Source organism: Lachnoanaerobaculum sp. ICM7 (assembly GCF_000287675.1).
In the GTDB taxonomy this organism is placed as follows: domain Bacteria; phylum Bacillota; class Clostridia; order Lachnospirales; family Lachnospiraceae; genus Lachnoanaerobaculum.
Genome location: NZ_ALJL01000023.1, coordinates 85,855 through 103,868, shown reverse-complemented (window position 1 = coordinate 103,868; position 18,014 = coordinate 85,855). Strand labels below are relative to the sequence as shown.

Annotated in this window: 19 protein-coding genes; all 19 read left to right on the top strand. The window is 33.6% G+C overall.

From position 1 onward, the window contains the following. The first annotated feature begins 143 nt into the window (after positions 1-143). The 19 genes from HMPREF1140_RS07515 (at position 144) to HMPREF1140_RS07430 (ending at position 17,965) form a co-directional block, all read left to right on the top strand. Positions 144-1,757, top strand: a complete 1,614-nt coding sequence (locus tag HMPREF1140_RS07515) for a sensor histidine kinase (RefSeq protein WP_009663216.1) — start codon at positions 144-146, stop codon at positions 1,755-1,757. 14 nt (positions 1,758-1,771) lie between these two features. Beyond that, positions 1,772-2,428 (top strand): response regulator transcription factor, encoded by a 657-nt coding sequence (locus HMPREF1140_RS07510; RefSeq protein ID WP_009663251.1) that lies wholly within the window; start codon positions 1,772-1,774, stop codon positions 2,426-2,428. A gap of 24 nt (positions 2,429-2,452) precedes the next feature. Continuing rightward, complete coding sequence (locus HMPREF1140_RS07505; protein ID WP_035620120.1) at positions 2,453-3,217, top strand: hypothetical protein; 765 nt, start codon at positions 2,453-2,455, stop codon at positions 3,215-3,217. Between the two features lie 9 nt (positions 3,218-3,226). Continuing rightward, a complete protein-coding gene (locus HMPREF1140_RS07500; RefSeq protein WP_009663390.1) occupies positions 3,227-3,580 on the top strand; it encodes a hypothetical protein in 354 nt (117 codons plus the stop codon). 1 nt (position 3,581) lies between these two features. Further along, positions 3,582-4,775, top strand: coding sequence for a signal peptidase I (locus tag HMPREF1140_RS07495; RefSeq protein WP_009663218.1), 1,194 nt, complete (start codon positions 3,582-3,584; stop codon positions 4,773-4,775). Beyond that, positions 4,775-5,875, top strand: coding sequence for a DUF5305 domain-containing protein (locus tag HMPREF1140_RS07490; protein WP_009663311.1), 1,101 nt, complete (start codon positions 4,775-4,777; stop codon positions 5,873-5,875). Before HMPREF1140_RS07495 ends, HMPREF1140_RS07490 begins: the two co-directional genes overlap by 1 nt. A 172-nt stretch (positions 5,876-6,047) precedes the next feature. Next, positions 6,048-7,061, top strand: coding sequence for a hypothetical protein (locus HMPREF1140_RS07485; RefSeq protein ID WP_009663410.1), 1,014 nt, complete (start codon positions 6,048-6,050; stop codon positions 7,059-7,061). Positions 7,062-7,304: 243 nt separating this feature from the next. Then, positions 7,305-7,442: a hypothetical protein gene (locus HMPREF1140_RS13405; RefSeq protein WP_156789899.1), complete on the top strand. Its 138-nt coding sequence runs from the start codon at positions 7,305-7,307 to the stop codon at positions 7,440-7,442. Positions 7,443-7,491: 49 nt separating this feature from the next. Further along, positions 7,492-7,917: a hypothetical protein gene (locus HMPREF1140_RS07480; protein ID WP_009663160.1), complete on the top strand. Its 426-nt coding sequence runs from the start codon at positions 7,492-7,494 to the stop codon at positions 7,915-7,917. Positions 7,918-7,931: 14 nt separating this feature from the next. Next, positions 7,932-8,699, top strand: a complete 768-nt coding sequence (locus HMPREF1140_RS07475) for an endonuclease/exonuclease/phosphatase (protein WP_009663223.1) — start codon at positions 7,932-7,934, stop codon at positions 8,697-8,699. A 183-nt stretch (positions 8,700-8,882) separates the two neighbouring features. Continuing rightward, a complete protein-coding gene (locus HMPREF1140_RS07470) occupies positions 8,883-9,452 on the top strand; it encodes a hypothetical protein (RefSeq protein WP_009663395.1) in 570 nt (189 codons plus the stop codon). A gap of 15 nt (positions 9,453-9,467) precedes the next feature. Continuing rightward, positions 9,468-9,812, top strand: coding sequence for a hypothetical protein (locus HMPREF1140_RS07465; protein ID WP_009663196.1), 345 nt, complete (start codon positions 9,468-9,470; stop codon positions 9,810-9,812). Between the two features lie 795 nt (positions 9,813-10,607). Continuing rightward, complete coding sequence (locus HMPREF1140_RS07460) at positions 10,608-11,789, top strand: ROK family transcriptional regulator (protein ID WP_009663372.1); 1,182 nt, start codon at positions 10,608-10,610, stop codon at positions 11,787-11,789. A gap of 12 nt (positions 11,790-11,801) precedes the next feature. Next, positions 11,802-12,611, top strand: a complete 810-nt coding sequence (locus HMPREF1140_RS07455; protein WP_009663303.1) for a sugar phosphate isomerase/epimerase family protein — start codon at positions 11,802-11,804, stop codon at positions 12,609-12,611. 9 nt (positions 12,612-12,620) lie between these two features. Beyond that, on the top strand, positions 12,621-13,649 hold the full coding sequence (locus HMPREF1140_RS07450) for a sugar ABC transporter substrate-binding protein (protein ID WP_009663276.1): 1,029 nt from the start codon (positions 12,621-12,623) through the stop codon (positions 13,647-13,649). An 11-nt stretch (positions 13,650-13,660) separates the two neighbouring features. Continuing rightward, positions 13,661-15,160: a sugar ABC transporter ATP-binding protein gene (locus HMPREF1140_RS07445; protein WP_009663213.1), complete on the top strand. Its 1,500-nt coding sequence runs from the start codon at positions 13,661-13,663 to the stop codon at positions 15,158-15,160. A gap of 2 nt (positions 15,161-15,162) precedes the next feature. After that, positions 15,163-16,113: an ABC transporter permease gene (locus HMPREF1140_RS07440; RefSeq protein ID WP_009663279.1), complete on the top strand. Its 951-nt coding sequence runs from the start codon at positions 15,163-15,165 to the stop codon at positions 16,111-16,113. After that, positions 16,107-17,117 (top strand): Gfo/Idh/MocA family protein, encoded by a 1,011-nt coding sequence (locus HMPREF1140_RS07435; RefSeq protein WP_009663333.1) that lies wholly within the window; start codon positions 16,107-16,109, stop codon positions 17,115-17,117. Before HMPREF1140_RS07440 ends, HMPREF1140_RS07435 begins: the two co-directional genes overlap by 7 nt. Beyond that, entirely contained in the window at positions 17,114-17,965 is an 852-nt protein-coding gene (locus tag HMPREF1140_RS07430) for a sugar phosphate isomerase/epimerase family protein (RefSeq protein ID WP_009663253.1), read from the top strand. The genes HMPREF1140_RS07435 and HMPREF1140_RS07430 overlap by 4 nt, the downstream gene beginning before the upstream one ends. Positions 17,966-18,014 lie beyond the last annotated feature (49 nt).

Genomic DNA, 18,014 nt, shown 5'->3' with positions numbered 1-18,014 from the left:
TTCGACATGTGACTATTACCAAAAAAGTTTTACTAGATATATATCTTATAGTGATATATAATAAGAAAGTAATAGAAAGTTTAAATCATAAATTAAATAAATTTTAATAGACGGCTCTAGGGGCTGTGCAGGGGAACGGTTTAATGGGTGGAAAAGAATGCTCCACATATATAAATATAAACGTATTGTGGAGAATAGCGGCTTTTATAATATCAACAGTATTTTATATTTCGGTTTCGGTATATAACAAAGAGAATATAAATCTGATTATTTTTTTGGGAATGTCAGTCTCATGTGCATTAAGTTGCTGGTTGTATAAAAAGGTCTGTGAGAACAGAATGCACTTTAGGATTATGTTCGTTTTGGAAGTATTTGCTTATGGGATATTTATATTTCTTAGCGGAGGATTTAACAGTCCGTATTTGTGGTATGAAGTCAACTGTATTTTATTGATGGTTGCTTTAGACAAAAATATCACAGTGACATTCATTGCATGTATCTGGTGTTTATTTTGTGCCATAGCCGGAAAGAGTATAGAAAATTCGTCTTATCAGGATATCAATATCATTCTGGGCATGGGTATGCTTATGTGTGAGTTTTATATAATCCGTTATTATGTAGCATACATAGGAAAGCAAAATGAAGAACTTGAAAGCTTGAATACGGAGTTGAATAAAGAAAAAGAACTTAGCAATTATGCCTTTGTAATGTTGACGGAGCTGAGTGAAAGCTTTGGACTTTTTGCAATGACGGATCCGAAAAAAATCATGGAAAAGCTGTCAATGCTGCTTAGAAATAACAATTTGTATCGGGAATTTGTGCTTGTAAAATTTGAACGTGATGATTTTCCTGAGATTATAGAGAGCTGCGGTATTGAAAAAGATGTATATGATGATATATCGGCAAAGGCAAAGTTTCAATATGAAGATTCCGGTAATGGTGAGAATATCGAAGTATTAAATATAGAGTCGGACGGTAATACTTATGAATTAATAAAAATAGGAGAGTCTGATTATCTAAGCGGTATTTTGATAAGGCGCGCATCGGAGTTGCATGATGACGGAAAGGATTTCTACTTACAGTTGATAAAGACGGTATTCAATAATCTGGATACCTACGCCCAAATAGAAAGATATGTAGCTGTAGAGGAACAAAATCGTATAGCAAATGAAATACATGACACGGTAATACAAAAACTTTTCGGAATCACCTGTAATCTGGCGGTTTTGGAAAGCAAGGCAAAGATGTCGGAGCAGTCCATAGAAAAAGGTGAGATAATAGAGTCTATACAGATGCTGAAAAAATCAGTGGAGAGCACGATGGCGGAACTTAGAGAAAGTATCTACGGAAAAAGATTCAAGGATAATATAAATACATTTATTCATGCGCTATATGCATATATGGAGGAACTTGAAAGGCTTAATGATGTAAAGATAAATTTAAATTTGGATGAAGAAGCGGATTATATAAAGATAGCGCAAAAGATAGCTCTATACAGAGTTGCATGTGAGGCTGTGAATAATGCTATAAAACATGGCAAGTCAAAAAATATAAATATAGAATTAAAAATGCAATCCGATACTGTAGAGCTTTTGATAGAAGATGACGGAACAGGTTTTTCAAGAGAGGATAAAAACTTCTCAGAAGGTAACGGATTGAGAAATATGCGAAATATAGCCGTTTTATTAAAAGGATATTTGAGTGTGGTATATGACGATAAAAAAGGCGTTAGAGTTAAACTTAGTTTACCAAGATAACAGGAGGACGGAATATGGTACTTGTTTTAGACGATCACCCTATTGCAAGACAGGGACTGGAATCAATTATAAAACTTCATAAGCCTGAGGAGGAGACTCTACAGGCGGGCACTGTCGGTGAAGCTATCGATTTGGTAGAGCACAAGCATATAGACATAGCATTTGTAGATTTGCATTTACATAATGAGAGCGGATTTGAGTTTTTGGAGTGGGTACAAAGACATGATAAAGCTATAAAGACATTTGTAATAACTTCATCTTCAAGTGAAAGCGACTTTGTAAAAGCAAAAAACCTCGGGATAGATGCGTATGTATTAAAGGATGCGTTTATAGACGATATTATGTATAGCCTCAAAGTTGTTGATAGGGGAGGAAAGTTCTACTCTTCAAATCTGGTTGACAATATGGGAAGCTTTACGGAAGAAGAAAAAAAGATAGAGACTTTGACAAAAAGAGAACTGGAAGTTGCATTGCTTTTAAGAGAGGGCTATACAAATGCAAAAATTGCAGAGGCCTTGTTTGTATCTGAAGGTACTGTAAAGAAACATATTTCAAATATATTCGGTAAGCTTGATATGTACAGCAGAACGGAAGTATTGGTATTTGTTGAAAGAAATATAGAGAAATTTGAGTTGGCTCTAAATTCGGTTGATTCAAATCATAATTTATAAATATAGAGATAGGATAGAGGGAGTATGCGCAGGAAAAAAATGTTTTCAAAAAAACCGTATGTATTTTTAATTTTATTTTTCGGATTGGCTACAATAGGAGGGGCTTATTCAAGTTGGCATTCGGCTTTATCGGCAGAGGTAAAGATGACAAGCGGAGTGTTGGATGTTTTATTTGATGAAGATGCTGATGAAAAGTATTCGGTATATCTGACTGATGAAAGTGGAGATAGTGAAAACTTGATAGGTGCCGAATTCAGAACAACAGATAAGGAAGTTGAGATTACATTTAATGAAGGGTTACCTGTGAATTCATTACTTGAAGGAAAACTCTTGAAATTGGATTTTCCTCTTACAACTTCAGAGGACAGTACCGTTAATAAATTAAATTATACAAAGCTTGATATGACAAAGACAGGAGAGGTCTTGGAGTTGAAAGCTGATAAGGCTGTGCTTGCATATGAGGGAGTGGCTTATTCTCTTGGAGAAGATGAGGCTGCTTTTATGCAACCTCTGCAGTTTGAAGTTTACAAGACTTTAAGTGAAGAGTCAAATGATGAGTTTGGCGGACAGATTTATTTAAAACTTCAAGCTGACAGTGCAGAAAAAATACTTGAATTGCCGGTAAGTTTCATTATAAACAGTGAGAAAATGCAGGAAAGTATAGATCTAGATTTTAATGAAGGAAATCTTGTAGCTTCAGTAGGAAACGGTGTAGTGGTGACATATTCCTGTGATATACCTTTTGATGTATTTCAGGGAGGATCTAAAGTGCAGGACGGCGGTAAATAGGAGAGGAATATGAAAAAAAGAATTTGTTTATGTATAGCCGCATCGGCAATGGCTTCAATATTCTGCCTGACTTCATGGGCATACTGGAAAGATGAGTTGAAGGTAAAAGCAAATGTTGCATTTATTTATGATGCACAAATAGAAGTAAAAGAAGAGGTAGAGACAAAAGAAGTTAAGTCGGATGAAAGTGCGACTATAAAAGAGGAAAAGGAAGATACAGTTAAAAAATCCGAACAAAATGATATTGTTAAGCCCGATCAAAGAGATCTTGTTATAAGGCCGAAAAAGTCTGCAGAAACATTACAGGAAAATTATAAACCTATAAATGAAGATAAGCCTGAAAATATCAAAGAATTAAAATAATATGAAAAAGATAAGCCTTGAAAAAAAATATATTATTTATGCAAGTATACTTTTATTATGTGTTATAATTCCGGCTTTACCATACCTTAAAGTAAAGAGCTCAGGTATGCCTTTTATTACATCATTATATTGGTGCACTCTTATAGGCATTATACTTTTTATTTTACCATGGCTTTATATACCTGTAAAAAATCCGGCAAGCAGATATCTTGTCGGATACGGTTTATCCGGGGGGATAATATTTATAGCACTGAAATTTGTGCCTGCTGTTTTTATGAAAAAGTTGGGAGCCAGCCCCTATGATACATCAATTTCAGGAATATTTGTAAATGCTTTGACAATAATACCTGCAATTACAGCAAAGGAAATGGTTAGGTATTATTCATTTGCGGCTGTATGTAAAACTTTAAAACATAAGAGAACAGCTATATTTCTTATAACAATAATAATGTGCCTTATAGAAATCAACTTTGGAAGTCTTTTGGCTATAAAAGAATTCAAAGAGTTGTTTATATACAGTACACAGATTTTATTGCCGATAGCGGCAAAGAATATTCTCATGTCTGTATTTGTATTCTACGGAGGTGTTTTGCCAAGTGTAGTGTATATCGGGATAATACAGATTTTTGAAAAATGCTTTCCGGTATTGCCGGAATTGTCATGGCTTCTTGACGGAGCTATAGGAATTGCTTTCCCGATTATCTATGCCGTGTTTATATCGGATCATGTTTTTGCAACCGGAAGAAAAAGTATAGAAAATAAAAAAAGTGATGTGATGTATCTGATTTCACTTTTAGTTGCAACAGCTTTTGCCTGGTTTTGCGTGGGGGTATTTCCGGTATATCCTTCTGTAATACTTACAGGGAGTATGGAACCTTTAATAATGCCGGGAGATGTGGTACTTGTGCATAAAATATCAAATGAAGATGAAATATATGAGCTTTCAGAGGGTGATATTATAAACTTTAAGCGGGGGAATATCATAATAACCCATAGAATTAAAGAAGTATTTAAAGACGAAGCGGGTAATGTAAGCTTTGAGACTAAGGGAGATAACAATAATGCGGTTGATGAAGAGAAAGTACAGCCGAATGATGTAAAGGGTACAGTGATAAAAGTTGTACCTAAGATTGGTTTGCCGACATTGATACTGAAAGGACAGGATAAAATTCCGGAGGGAGTTATAGACAATTAATGAAAATCATAAAAGAGAACAAGAAAAAGACAAAAGATGTACATACCTTGGAACAGGATAAAAAAGAAGATATTAAATTGACAAAAAATACAAGAATTTTTCTTTATACTGTAGGCGGTATATTGTGTCTGATAAGTTTGATACTTTTATTTATAAATATAAGACCGCATACCCGGACAGAGGAAGTGGTGGTAAATTCCTATAATATAACAACAGGTGCTTCTTATAGGGTACATCTGAAAGAAAACAATGTTTTTGAAGAAGAGTTTTTGGAAGAAGGAAGGGTATATCCAAGTGCGATTACGGATTTTATAAATATTGATTTTAATTCTGAAATAGCTATGACAAATGCTGTCAGTATATCCGGAGACTACATTATACAGGCTGTTTTGGAAGGATATCAAACCGGAAAAGATGAAGATAAAGTTCCTGTATATGAAAAAATATATCCTGTTATTGAGGGCAGGGTGATTGAGAGTGTTACAAGCAGTGCATCAATAAATGAAAGTCTAAGTATAGACAGAGCAACATACAGAAATTATGCACAGGAGATAGAAGATGCACTTGGCGGAGAAACAGGAAAGGATTTCTATGTTGAGCTTAGCGGAAAATATACTGTGGACGGAGAGGAAAAGCCTTTTTCATACAGAATTGATATACCTATAAACAATGATAAATTCTATGAAATAAGAAAGTCCGAGCTAGAGGAGGACAGTGGTGATATTAAAGAGTCAAATCTTGTTAATGTTATGCCTGCTTTCAGTTCTTATGCGATATTTATATTATTGCTTTTTGTAGCTGCAGGTATTATTGTATTTGTAAGATTCTTTACTTCAAATATGGAGGGAAAGGAACTTGAACAAAAGAAACTTTCAGAGTTGATGAGAAAGTACGGCAGCAGAATGGTTTGCATCGAGAATATACCGGATATTTCGCAAAAGTCTGAAATAAGAGTAAAAAGTATTACAGATCTGATAGAATTGGCAGATGAAATCAGAGAGTCCGTACTTTATATTGAAGGTGAAAACAAGCTGCCTAAGGACGGTAAGATATACATACTTTCAAAGGAATATATATACTTCTTTGAGAGTAATGTTTAGATTTGATATTCATATACTACTTTAGTGGTAGTCCAAATTATGACTTGAGTACATTTTATAAATGTAACAAATGCTATACAATTGGGACATAAGTGAAAAACGAGAAAATACCCGTTTTTCAAAAATTGAAATCATGATTCACAATTTAATATCCGATTTTTAGGAGGGAAAGATGAGAAAATCAAGAAGAAACACATTAGTTGGTGGAATAGTAGCATTGGGGTTAGTATTGGCAGGAACAGGTTATGCTTATTGGACAGATTCATTAAACGTAACAACTAAGGCAACAACAGGAGATTTCGGTGTAAGGTTCGTTGACCTTGGATTATACGGACAGTACTCAGATGAGACAATGAAGGGCGCAGGCTGGTCAATCGTAGACGGTATAGATGAGTCGGGATTTGTTGGTGATCAGTTCTTCTTAAGAGGTCCTAAGGACTACAACAGTATTGCGGCACCGGGAACAATCGACGCTTACAAAGAGAGATCAAAGGGATACAACAGTGTTGAATTCAATGCAGAACTTGTAGACAAAGAGGGATTATCAAAGAAAGTTGGACCATACAATAAGGCAGTTACAGATGCAAGCGGTAAGATTCAGATAACAGTTGACAATATGTATCCGGGATATGCACAGGTATTCCGTTCAGATATCGTAAATGTCGGTGATATCGCAGCAAAGCTTAGCAATATTAAGTTTGAAGCAAAGACACTTGATAAGAAGGATATGGGAAATCTTGAGGATATGATCGGTGTTGCCGTATATATTCACAGAGAGCAGTATAATCCTAAGAATACAGGAAATGAAGATACATTCAAACTTGCTAAGGCCGTAGCAAGCGAAGTACCTAATGATGACAGATTCTTCACAGTTGGCGGTGTTGACTTTGTTAGATTGTCAGCTCTTGATGATGTAGATTTAAAGAAGGCTTTACAGAACAACATTATTAAGTGTGCACCTGCTACAGATCAAAGACTTGATATCTTCGTTGGTGTAGCTATGGATCCTGATGCAAAGGGTGTTTACACAACAGGTACAACAGAGAACAGAACAGATAAAGATGATAAGTTAAGCCAGGGCAAGGGCGTTCAGCTTTCAATGGATCTTCTTTGGGATCAGTTCAATGCAGGCAAGGATGCAGGAACAACAAATATCTTGGTAAACCAGAATAAGGCTGCTAAGTAATAACAAAAAAGTAATAGAAAAGGCTTTGACATCAGGGACGGGTTGAAATTCAACCCGTCTTTTTTATGTGGGAAAACTTGAATATTGGTATTTAAAATAAATAAATATAATATAATAAAATATATAAAGAGCATTAGAAGTGGCTTGTCAAAATAGGAAAAATATGCTATAGTGCAATCGTACCGCGTAAGTTGTACGGAATAGCGCAGTATACTATATTTAACGGGTGATTTAATCGGAATAATGCGAAAGGTTGGAATACTTATGACAGAGTATGAAGAATTAGGTTATAGCTCGGAAGAAGAGTTTATCGAGGAGCTGCTTGGGTGCGATAATGAATACACTCTCGATGATTTTTATGACAGCTATGATCCAGATTAACAAGAGAAGTGGCTAAGCAGAAATGCTCCACCAATGAAAGGAGAGAGATGTGGAAAGAATACAATTATACCCGCCAGAGAACCTAAAAAATGTGATACAGAAGGATGCCGAGGTAAAAGGACTTAGTATAAGTCAGTTAACAGTTGATATTTTGATGCAGCATTACGGACTTGCAGTTCCTACTGAAAATAAGAAGGCTTTACCTGAAATAATTGATGAAGTAATCGAAGAGGTTAAAGTATTTATCAAAGAAAATCCGGCAGGGACTACATTTGATTTACTTACTGCTTCTGAAACATTTAAGAATATACACATGGTGTCAGATGGAAAACCATCAACAAATCGCGCTACTGTAGGAAAAGTATTTGTGTCTAAATTAGGTAAGAATGAATTTAAGAATGTAGCTATAGTTAGAACCCAATCTGGCGCTGCGAAGAAGAGTGTAAATAGGGCAACTTTGTATGAGATTTTATAAGGAGGAATTTGGTTATGAAAAGAAATAATAGTATTGTTTGTTACAATGAGAATGGTCACAGACCAGTAAATAAAACTATATCATTCGATCAGAAACTTAAAGATACAGCAAAAGGTATAAAGGAGACATATGAATTTCCTTTGATAGTTATGTTTCAAGAGATCTTAGCGGGTTGCAACAATAAATTCTTGACTTCGCTTAGGTCACTATATCCGGAGTATGAATTATTCGTTCCGGCTGGATTTGATTATGTCAAGCATTTCAAATCGATTATGTCTGTAACATTGATTAGGCGAGATGCACTTGGTAGTTACCGAGTAGTTGAATTAGATTCAGAGCTTCCTAATAGAACGTGCTATGTTGTAGCAGAATTGAATGGAGTTGAAACACATATAATTAATTCGCATCTTACCCAGATCCAGAACTTTAAGTATCAGGCTGACTGGTACATTGCAGAGAGAAGAAGGCTGCACGATCGGCAGTGGGAGTTATTACATGAGGCACTTCACAATAATAAGGATGCAAATGTAATTTTTGCAGGAGATATGCAGGAATCGAAGAGTTCATCAAACTTAAATAAACTGATGGAAGATGGATACATTGTTTCTGGTGCATCTGGAACAAAGGCTGTAAGAAATAACTTCTTTAACGAGGAATCATGTATAGATCACATCATTCTTAGCACAAGTGCTAGAACTGCTTTTGGAAAAGACACTGAAATTATTTATAACTGTAGTGGTGTAGGCAAGTATAGCGACCACACATTACTCTGCTTATGTTAATAGATTTTGAAGAAGCCAAACTGAGAATAGAAAGCAAAATAAAAGTTGTTGCATATGATACCTGTGGCAGCGGAACTGGTTTTTTAAAACGGAAGCTGGATTAAAGAAGAAACGAGATTGTATTATACTCATATTTGATTTATTTTTGGTTGTTATAGCACTTTTAATATAAGGAGATGATTTTTGAATAAGACTGAAGCAAGACGAAAAATGGTTACTTATCTTAGAGAAAGAAATATTAAGTATTTTGAACATCTACATAACGGGGATGGTAGCATTGTAATGGCCTTTGAAGGATATACTACATGCCCTGACAAAGTACTGGAATGTAGTATTGAATTCCTAGATACTTATATGGAAACAAGGGTTTTCTTTACAGAGAACGCATCTAGCTGGATTAAAGAACGTTCAGAAGACTTAGCTGATATTTATAGACTCTTAAATTTTATAAACGCAAGAGTCTGGCCTTCTTCTCATGATGGTATTGAAGGTAAATTGTATGCTCCCAATCATTTACAGACACCTCGCATTTATATTACAGAAGACGGATATTATGATATTACAGCAACTACTATTATTGACTATGATCTTTTTGAGATGGCACCATTGGAAACAGAGGATTACTGTACTGCCACTATTCCAGAGCTCATGTCTAAGCTGTCGCTTCCGATGTTTTTCTTGCTCATGAAGAAAGTAACAGTAGAAGGTGCTATTAATTTAATAAAGAGGGGTGTTTTATCAGAAGAATCATAATGAAATTGTGATTATTTGAAAAAGGAATTAGATGAGAAGCTTCAGGACACCTTTGCATGGTTAAAGGGACTTGAACTTCACGTCGATAAAGCATGCGAGTTTGTTAAAGGCTATACTCTTTGTGAAAACTATGGTTTCGAGGTTGGAGATGGGTGGTATAAATTACTTTTTGACCTTTGCATTAGAATTGAAGAGATTTATAAGGAATATAATCAACCAGTTACAATAAGGGTTGTCCAGGTTAAATCCAAATTTGTACAGCTCAGATTTTATTTTGTTCTTCCAGGAAAAGAGCTTGGAATTCAGGTTTTTGATTTTATGGGTGCTGGAAGTATTAGAATGTTTCCAGATGGAGAATAGGATTCATTAGAGAGAAAGATAGCTGAGTGTGTGAGAGTAGCAGAAGCTAAATCTAAAAGTATTTGTGAACAATGTGGTTCTGAAAATACAGAACTTTGCAATTAGCCACCAGTTTTTAGGTAGATTAGTACATTGTACTCAGATTGTAAGGAAGCAAGAATTTCTTTATATAATAAGAAGATGTAAGAATGAGAACGTTTTAAATAAGAAATGCTGAAGAAAAAAAGCAGATAGTACAGATTAATATTATGAAAAGACTTATAGCAGTCACTTTGAAAGAGGTGGCTGTTATTTTTGTATTTTTTATGATTGGCCTGGAAAAATGAAAACCAACTTTACTTAGGATATTAGAGGATGAAGTCCTAACAACAATTTAACGAAAGTGAGATGAGACCGATGGGGAGTGGTTTCAAGAATTAGGAAGGGTACTTTGACCCGACTGCAGGACAGGCTATTGTACAGGTGATTAGGGTCTTGTTTATATCTGTTCATCATATTATAGTGGAAGTATATTTATGTGGAGGTGTACTTGAATTGACGATTACAAATCATTAATATAATACATTCAGAGAAAAAAACTATAATATACAAAAATATTTAATTAAAACATATCAAAAAATTAAAATACATAAATTATAAAAGGATAATATGTAATACAACACAATAAAACTTATATATTTAACTAAAAATACAATTTATAAACAAAGTATATTGAAATACAAAAAAATATATAATATACTACATTTAATAAGTACGACGAACGAACTAAATCCACTATGAATTATAGGGGGAATAATGACTCATCAACAAGTTATAAAGAATAAAAATAAGAAGAATTTATACAATATAATATCTAACAACGAGGGTATATCCAGAGCAAGACTTGCAAGTAAAACCAAACTCAGTAAATCAACGGTATCATTGTTGGTGGATGAATTGATAAATGAAAAAATGCTTGTAGACATTGGTACAGTAGAGAGTGGAGTACAAGGACGTAAACCTAATGGACTAGTAGTGAATAAAGATAGATTTATATTGGTAGTCAATATAATGAAAAAAAGTGTAGAAATAGACTTGATCACACTATCATATGAGGTACGAGAAAACTACAGCTATACATATAAAGGTAAAATATATGTAAAGTATCTATCTGATATTATAATAGAAAAATTGAAAAAGTACGCATCAGAAATATTAGGTGTATGTATAGTATTACCGGCAATAATAGATAATGTTAATAGGAATATAATCACTATGGTTCTTGATATGGAAAAGAATGAAACATTTATAGATGATTTGAGAGATTATATTCCACGAGAATATGGACTTGCTTTTTTTAATGATACTACGAGTTTAGCATATGCAGAAAATACTTTTGGTTCTGTGGAGAGTGCAAACTATGCATATATAAATATAAATGAAGGAGTGGGAGCAAGTTTTATACATGATTCAAAAATACTTAGAGGAACTACGGGATTAGCTATGCAGTTGGGACATATGTCAATTAAAAAGGACGGTGTACCATGTAGTTGTGGGAATAGGGGGTGTTTAGAAAATTATATAGGAGAGCTATCTCTTAGAAGTAGAGCTATCGAGTATGGTCTTATAGATAAAGATTTTGATAGTGATTTCTTGTTTAGGGACCTTGAAGAGATGTCGTCTAAGGGGAATGAAAAAGCAGATGCTTTAATATATGAATTAGCAGATGAGTTGAGTGATGCTTTGGGGAAAATTATTGTGATTTTAAATCCAGAAATAATTGTGATAGGAGGAATTGGTAGGAAACTGGGAGAGAAGTATTTGAATAGGATACAGACAAATATAAAAATTAATGGGTTTACACAGTTTTGTAAGAATATAAACATAAAGTATACAAAACTGAAAGATTCAGCAATATTTATAGGAGCTGCAAAGTATTATATTGATAAGCATTTTGATTTTAGCAAGAATTCAGAGGGAGATTTGTTTTTGAGTTAGGAAAAAGAGAGTATGGAAAGAATTATAGCTGTAAATACAAACACATATCATGGTTTTGGTATAGAGGAAACACTTTATGAAATAAAAAAAGCCGGATTTAAATATATAGAACTTACGGCCACTAAGGGATGGACGGAACATGTATATAAAGATATGAGCTTTGAATATCTACAAAGCATAAAGGACTTAATGCATAGATTAAATCTGGAATGTGTAGGATTTAGTGGGCATTCTAATCTTTTGGATAAGGACAGGTTGAAAGATTTTATATGTAATATACATCTTGCTAAATTTTTTGGAGCTAAATATATAGTATCTTCTGTGGGAGAGGCACATTTAAAAGATAAAGAGTGTGAAGATGCGGATTTAATAAAAAATATTAAAGAATTAATAGAAATATTAGAGTCAGAAGATATACAACTTGTACTAGAAACTCATGGTGAGCATTCAAATGCAAGAGTATTAAAGGATATAATTGATAAAGTGGGTAGTAAGTATGTAGGTATTAATTATGATACTGCAAATGTTATTTTTTATAGTAATGTAAGGCCGGAATTCGATATAGATTTTTGTATAAAGGATGTAGCATATATGCACCTTAAGGATAAGGTTGGAAAAAATAATGAGTGGAATTTTCCTGCATTAGGAAAAGGGAATATAGACTTTGATATAATATTTAAGAAGTTAGGGCTGGAAAATAATAATTGTCCTTTCAGCATAGAGATAGAGTTTACAGAAAAAGGTGTAAAGGACATAGAGGATGTAACTAAGGCTGTTATAGATTCAGCAGCTTATTTAAAGAAAAAAGGTTTTTCATTTTAGGAGGGAAATATGAGAAAAAGTAAATTATTGGTTGCACTTGGTTGTATGGTATTAGGTATTGGTTTAGCTGCATGTGCTAAAGATAGTGGTAATGTAGGAGATGACAAGCAACAAGCTACAGAGAAGGCTGAAACAAAAGATGAATATACTTTCGGATATATTGCTTATGATATGAAGGATATATGGAATGAATATTCAGCCAAGGCTTTTGAATATGCTGCAACAAAACAAGATGTAAAGGTGAAAACGGTAATTCTTGATTCTCAAAATAGCTTAGAGGAGTCGGTTGCAGCGATGGAGTCATTAATACAGCAGGGTGTAGATGGTATTTCTATATTTCCTATATCCACAGAACAAGGAAGTACATTGGTAAAAATGGCGAATGAAGCAGGAATACCTGTAACTGTGGAAAACTTTGAGATGAATGATGATTCAGGTGACTACATTGCAAGTATAGCCTGTAAATATGATGATATAGGATATGCGGCTATAAAATATATTGCAGAGACTAAACCTAATGCAAAAGTCTTTTTCTGTGCAGGACAAGAGGGTGCAGGAGTGTATGAGAAGTATCAGGAAGGTGTAGATAGAGCGTTAAAAGAATTTGGCGATAAGGTAAGTGTGGTTTCTACCTTACATGGAGATTGGCAAACAGAAAAGGCATATAATATTACTACAGACCTAATATCATCAGGTAAAGAGTTTGATTATATATTTGCAAATAATGGATTGATGGCTCAGGGATGTTATAAGGCGGTAAAAGATGCAGGTTTAGATAATATTCCTATAGTTTCAACAGGCGGATCACCAGATGATTACAAAATGCTGCAGGATGGTATAGAAAGTGCAAATATGACAGCACCGGTAAGTATACAAGGTATAACAACATTCCAGAATCTTTATGACAGCGTGGTTTTAAATAAGGAGGTAGAGAAATTTAAGGCTCTTCCAATAATACCGGTTGGTGCGGATAAATTAGATGATTTTATAGCTTGGGATGATTATAATGCCGCATATAATTATGTGTATACTAAGTAATGGAAAGAATAATGAGTGATGAAAAGTTATTGGAAATCAAGGGATTAAAAAAGAGCTTTTCAGGAATATATGCTTTATCAGATATTAATTTTAATCTTATAAAAGGAGAGATACATTGTCTGGTTGGAGAGAACGGTGCAGGTAAATCAACTTTTATGAAAATACTATCAGGAGCATATATTCCTGATAGTGGAGATATAAATATTCTGGGAGAAAATTATACAAAGCTGAATCCCAATTTATCTAAAAGTTTAGGTATAAGTATAATCTATCAAGAGAATGATTTGGTACAGAATATGTCTATAGCTGAAAATATATTTATAGGAAATGAGATAAAGAAAAACGTTATTTTTTATGATAGTAAGGCAGCTATAAATAAGACATCCGAGTTTATAAGAGATTTAGGAATAAACTTAAATCCTTTAGATAAGGTTGCTGATATATCGGTGGCAGATAAACAGTTTGTAAAAATATTAAAAGCTCTTGTAACTAATCCTAAAATACTTATTATGGATGAACCTACTTCGATGTTTAATATTAAAGATGCAAAAAGAGTATTAAACTTGGTTAAGAGAATATCTGATAAAGGTGTTGGTATAATATATATTTCTCATTTTCTGGAGGAAGTTAGAGAAATAGCTGATAGGATAAGTGTTATAAGAGATGGTAAATCAATTTGTACTTATGAAAATTCAGGTAAAGACATAGACTTAAGAGTAATTACTAAAGACATGGTGGGAAGATCTATAGATAGTTTTTATACTAGAGAGAAAAATCAGATAGGTGATGTAGTACTTGAAGTAAAAGATTTAAAGCTATATGAAGAGTTTGAACCTATAAGTTTTTCTTTAAAAAGAGGTGAAATACTTGGATTCTCCGGAATGGTTGGTTCCGGTAGGACGGAGATAGTTAGAGCAATAACTGGAGCGGACAGTTTTTATAGTGGTGAAGTCTATGTTAATGGTAGTTTGGTGAAAATAAAATCGCCTAAGGATAGTATAAAAGAGGGATTTGCACATATAACAGAAGACAGACAGGCACTTGGACTTGGCTTGAGGGCAAGCGTTCTGGATAATATCAGTTTGGTAGCTATAGGTAAAATATTTAAAGGGATATTTAATAATGTAAAGAAACAAAAAGAGGCTATTTCTCCTTTGATAAATGACTTGCATATAAAAGTTCCAAGTTTAAATACAGAAGTTATATATTTATCAGGTGGAAACCAGCAAAAGGTGGTATTAGCTAAATGGTTATTGATGGACCAAAATATTTACATTTTTGATGAACCAACGAGAGGTATAGATATTGGTGCTAAGTCGGAGTTTTATAGCCAGATGTCAAAACTTTGTAAAGAGGGAAAAAGTATAATAATGATAAGTTCAGATATGCCGGAGCTTATTTCTATGAGTGATAGAGTGTTAGTTATTAGGGACCATAAAATAGAAACAGAGCTGATAGGTGATGAGATAAATGAAGAAAATATCATAGAAAAAGCTTTAGGAGTAAATTAATTATGAAAGAGAATAAGTTTATACTTAAAGATCAAAGGATACTTTTGCTATTTGTGATATTTGCAATAATAGCTTGTGTTACAGTTATAAATCCTAAATTTATAACTATAAAAAATATAGTTACTATTTTGGGTCAAATATCCGTAATAGGTGTACTTACTATGGCTATGAGCATGTTACTTATAAGTGGTGGAATAGATCTCTCTCTTGGAAATATAATGGCACTTTCTTCAGTTGTAATGGCTGCATTGCTGGCAAAGGGACAAAATATTTTTATAGTGATATTTGGTGGAATCATTATAGGCTTGGTTTGTGGACTATTAAATGGTTTTATAATAGCAAAATCAAAATGCATTCCACTCATAATAACTTTAGGAACCAGCCAAATATTTTATGGTCTATCCCTTACAATATCTAAGGGAAGAATAATGAGTTTCTCAGGTGTGTTTGATGTTTTAAGCAAAACAAAATTTTTTGGGGTTTTTCCTGCAATGCTTATAGTGCTGATTCTTATGATTATTTTGGCCTATATTCTAATGAATAAAACTATTGTTGGAAAGCGGCTGATGGCTATTGGTGGAAATGAGAAAAATGCTTATTTATGTGGAATAGAAATAGACAAGTACAAGATACTGATATATTCATTATCAGGAATATTTTGCTCTGTGGCAGCTATAGTTTTTTCAGCCCGAATAGATTCTGTAACCGCAAATGCAGGTTTGGGTTACGAAACAAGTGCGTTGACTGCAGCGATTATAGGTGGAGTTACATTTGAAGGTGGAAAGGGAAGCATAGCAGGTGCTTTTCTAGGATGTATTTTGATGGGCGTTATAAGTAATGCTATGAATATTTTACAGGTAGAAACTTATATACAAACAATTATAACAGGCATCATTATTGCAGCAGCAGTAGTTTTTAGTAACGTAGCGAGTATGAGGGGAAGAAAATGTTAAGGGTATTAATTATAGGTGCAGGGTTTATGGGACAAACTCATGCATCCATATACAATAGCATGGATGAAGTTGAGCTTGTTGGTATTGTAGATAAGGATAAAGAAAAAGGGGAAAAGTTTGCCAAAGAATATAATTGTCTTTACAGTCAGGATTTATTAGATACTTTTAATTTAAAAACTGTAGATTTTGTGGATATATGTCTTCCGACATTTTTACATGAAGAGTATATTATAAAAGCAAGTGAATACGTAAAGTATATAATATGTGAAAAGCCAATAACTCTGAGTATGAGTTCATTAGAGAATATATTTCAGGTACTTGAAAAAAATAATACAAAACTGTATTTAGGCCAAGTGTTAAGATTTTGGGAAGAGTATATAAATGCAAAGAGTATATATGAGACAGGACTACTAGGTAAATTAAGGTATATAGAAGCTGACAGACTATCTGAGCCACCAAGTTGGAGTTTATGGTATAAAAAGGCCGATAAGAGTGGTGGTGGATTATTTGACTTGCATTTACATGATATAGATTTCTTGGTGTATCTGTTTGGAAAACCTGTCACTGTATATGCAAATGGTATTAAGGACGAAAATGATGCTTGGAATTTTGTTAACACAAGTATGACTTTTTCTGAAAATTTGATTGCGAGTATTCATGGAGTAATAAGCATGAGTGAAAATTATCCATTTACTATGAAGTTGTGTATGGTTGGAGATGATGCTAGTTACGAATATGAAATGAAAGCCGGTAAAAACCTTGAAAATAGAGAAAGTGCAATAAGGTGTTCTAGTGTTTATAGTAAGAACGGTATAGAAGAAATCGTTACGTATGGTGTTGATGCATATCAATCAGAGTTGAAACATTTTGTAGAATGTATTAATGAAGATAGAGATTCGGAAATAGTAAGCTTAAAGAGTATTAAAAATACAATGCAGGTTATGGAGGCTATAAAGGAGTCTTTAGAGACAGGAAGAATAGTCGCACTCGGAGATAGTATATGAAATTAGGATATAGCCTGTTCTCTTTTTCCGAGAACATAGATTTAAAGAATGTCTTTTCTGATATAAGTCGTATGAAATATGATGGAGTTGAACCGGTACTTAGCAAGGAAGGGTATCTAAATCCAAGTATGAGAGAAGGCGAAGTGTTGGAAATCAAAAAAATGGCAAATGCAAATGGTTTGGAAATACCTAGCGTCGGTGTTTGGTCTTTGTGGGATAATAATCCTGTTTCAAATGATTTAAGCATTAGAAAAAAAGCCGAAGATATTATAGAAAGACAATTAGAGTTTGCAAGTATACTTGGTGCTGATACTATTTTAGTAATTCCCGGATATACGAATTGTAGTTTTGCGAAAAATCCTGAAAAGGTATCGTATGATCTAGCATATGATAGAGCGTATGAATTATTTTTTAAATTGGAAAAAGTAGCCAGAAAGTATAAAGTATCTATAGGTATAGAGAATGTATGGAACAAGTTTTTGCTATCTCCACTAGAGATAAAACAGTTTTTGGATGATATAAACTCTGAATATGTGGGTGCCTATTTTGATGTTGGAAATATTATGTACATAGGTGATCCAAGTGATTATATAGAAATATTAGGCGGACATATTAAAAAGATTCATATAAGCGATTATAGAGTAGAGCAAACCGGTTTGGGGGCATTTGTGGATATATTTGCAGGGGATGTAGACTTTTTGGAAGTTATTAAAGCACTAAAGAAAATAGGATATGATGATTACTTGACATTAGAAATGTTACCAAATTATAAAAGGCTTCCTGAACTATCAATTTATTCAAATAAGCCGGCTATGGATAGACTAAAATCCATGTATGAAAAAATATAAAGTTACTATTAACTAAAAAATTATAGTAGCCATTATACAGCCATGTCAA

What these genes read in the sequence shown, in the direction of transcription:
- HMPREF1140_RS07515 (WP_009663216.1), top strand. Translation starts at nt 144, where the DNA reads ATGGGTGGAAAAGAATGCTCCACATATATAAATATAAACGTATTGTGG.
- HMPREF1140_RS07510 (WP_009663251.1), top strand. Translation starts at nt 1,772, where the DNA reads ATGGTACTTGTTTTAGACGATCACCCTATTGCAAGACAGGGACTGGAA.
- HMPREF1140_RS07505 (WP_035620120.1), top strand. Translation starts at nt 2,453, where the DNA reads ATGCGCAGGAAAAAAATGTTTTCAAAAAAACCGTATGTATTTTTAATT.
- HMPREF1140_RS07500 (WP_009663390.1), top strand. Translation starts at nt 3,227, where the DNA reads ATGAAAAAAAGAATTTGTTTATGTATAGCCGCATCGGCAATGGCTTCA.
- HMPREF1140_RS07495 (WP_009663218.1), top strand. Translation starts at nt 3,582, where the DNA reads ATGAAAAAGATAAGCCTTGAAAAAAAATATATTATTTATGCAAGTATA.
- HMPREF1140_RS07490 (WP_009663311.1), top strand. Translation starts at nt 4,775, where the DNA reads ATGAAAATCATAAAAGAGAACAAGAAAAAGACAAAAGATGTACATACC.
- HMPREF1140_RS07485 (WP_009663410.1), top strand. Translation starts at nt 6,048, where the DNA reads ATGAGAAAATCAAGAAGAAACACATTAGTTGGTGGAATAGTAGCATTG.
- HMPREF1140_RS13405 (WP_156789899.1), top strand. Translation starts at nt 7,305, where the DNA reads ATGCGAAAGGTTGGAATACTTATGACAGAGTATGAAGAATTAGGTTAT.
- HMPREF1140_RS07475 (WP_009663223.1), top strand. Translation starts at nt 7,932, where the DNA reads ATGAAAAGAAATAATAGTATTGTTTGTTACAATGAGAATGGTCACAGA.
- HMPREF1140_RS07460 (WP_009663372.1), top strand. Translation starts at nt 10,608, where the DNA reads ATGACTCATCAACAAGTTATAAAGAATAAAAATAAGAAGAATTTATAC.
- HMPREF1140_RS07455 (WP_009663303.1), top strand. Translation starts at nt 11,802, where the DNA reads ATGGAAAGAATTATAGCTGTAAATACAAACACATATCATGGTTTTGGT.
- HMPREF1140_RS07450 (WP_009663276.1), top strand. Translation starts at nt 12,621, where the DNA reads ATGAGAAAAAGTAAATTATTGGTTGCACTTGGTTGTATGGTATTAGGT.
- HMPREF1140_RS07445 (WP_009663213.1), top strand. Translation starts at nt 13,661, where the DNA reads ATGAGTGATGAAAAGTTATTGGAAATCAAGGGATTAAAAAAGAGCTTT.
- HMPREF1140_RS07440 (WP_009663279.1), top strand. Translation starts at nt 15,163, where the DNA reads ATGAAAGAGAATAAGTTTATACTTAAAGATCAAAGGATACTTTTGCTA.
- HMPREF1140_RS07435 (WP_009663333.1), top strand. Translation starts at nt 16,107, where the DNA reads ATGTTAAGGGTATTAATTATAGGTGCAGGGTTTATGGGACAAACTCAT.
- HMPREF1140_RS07430 (WP_009663253.1), top strand. Translation starts at nt 17,114, where the DNA reads ATGAAATTAGGATATAGCCTGTTCTCTTTTTCCGAGAACATAGATTTA.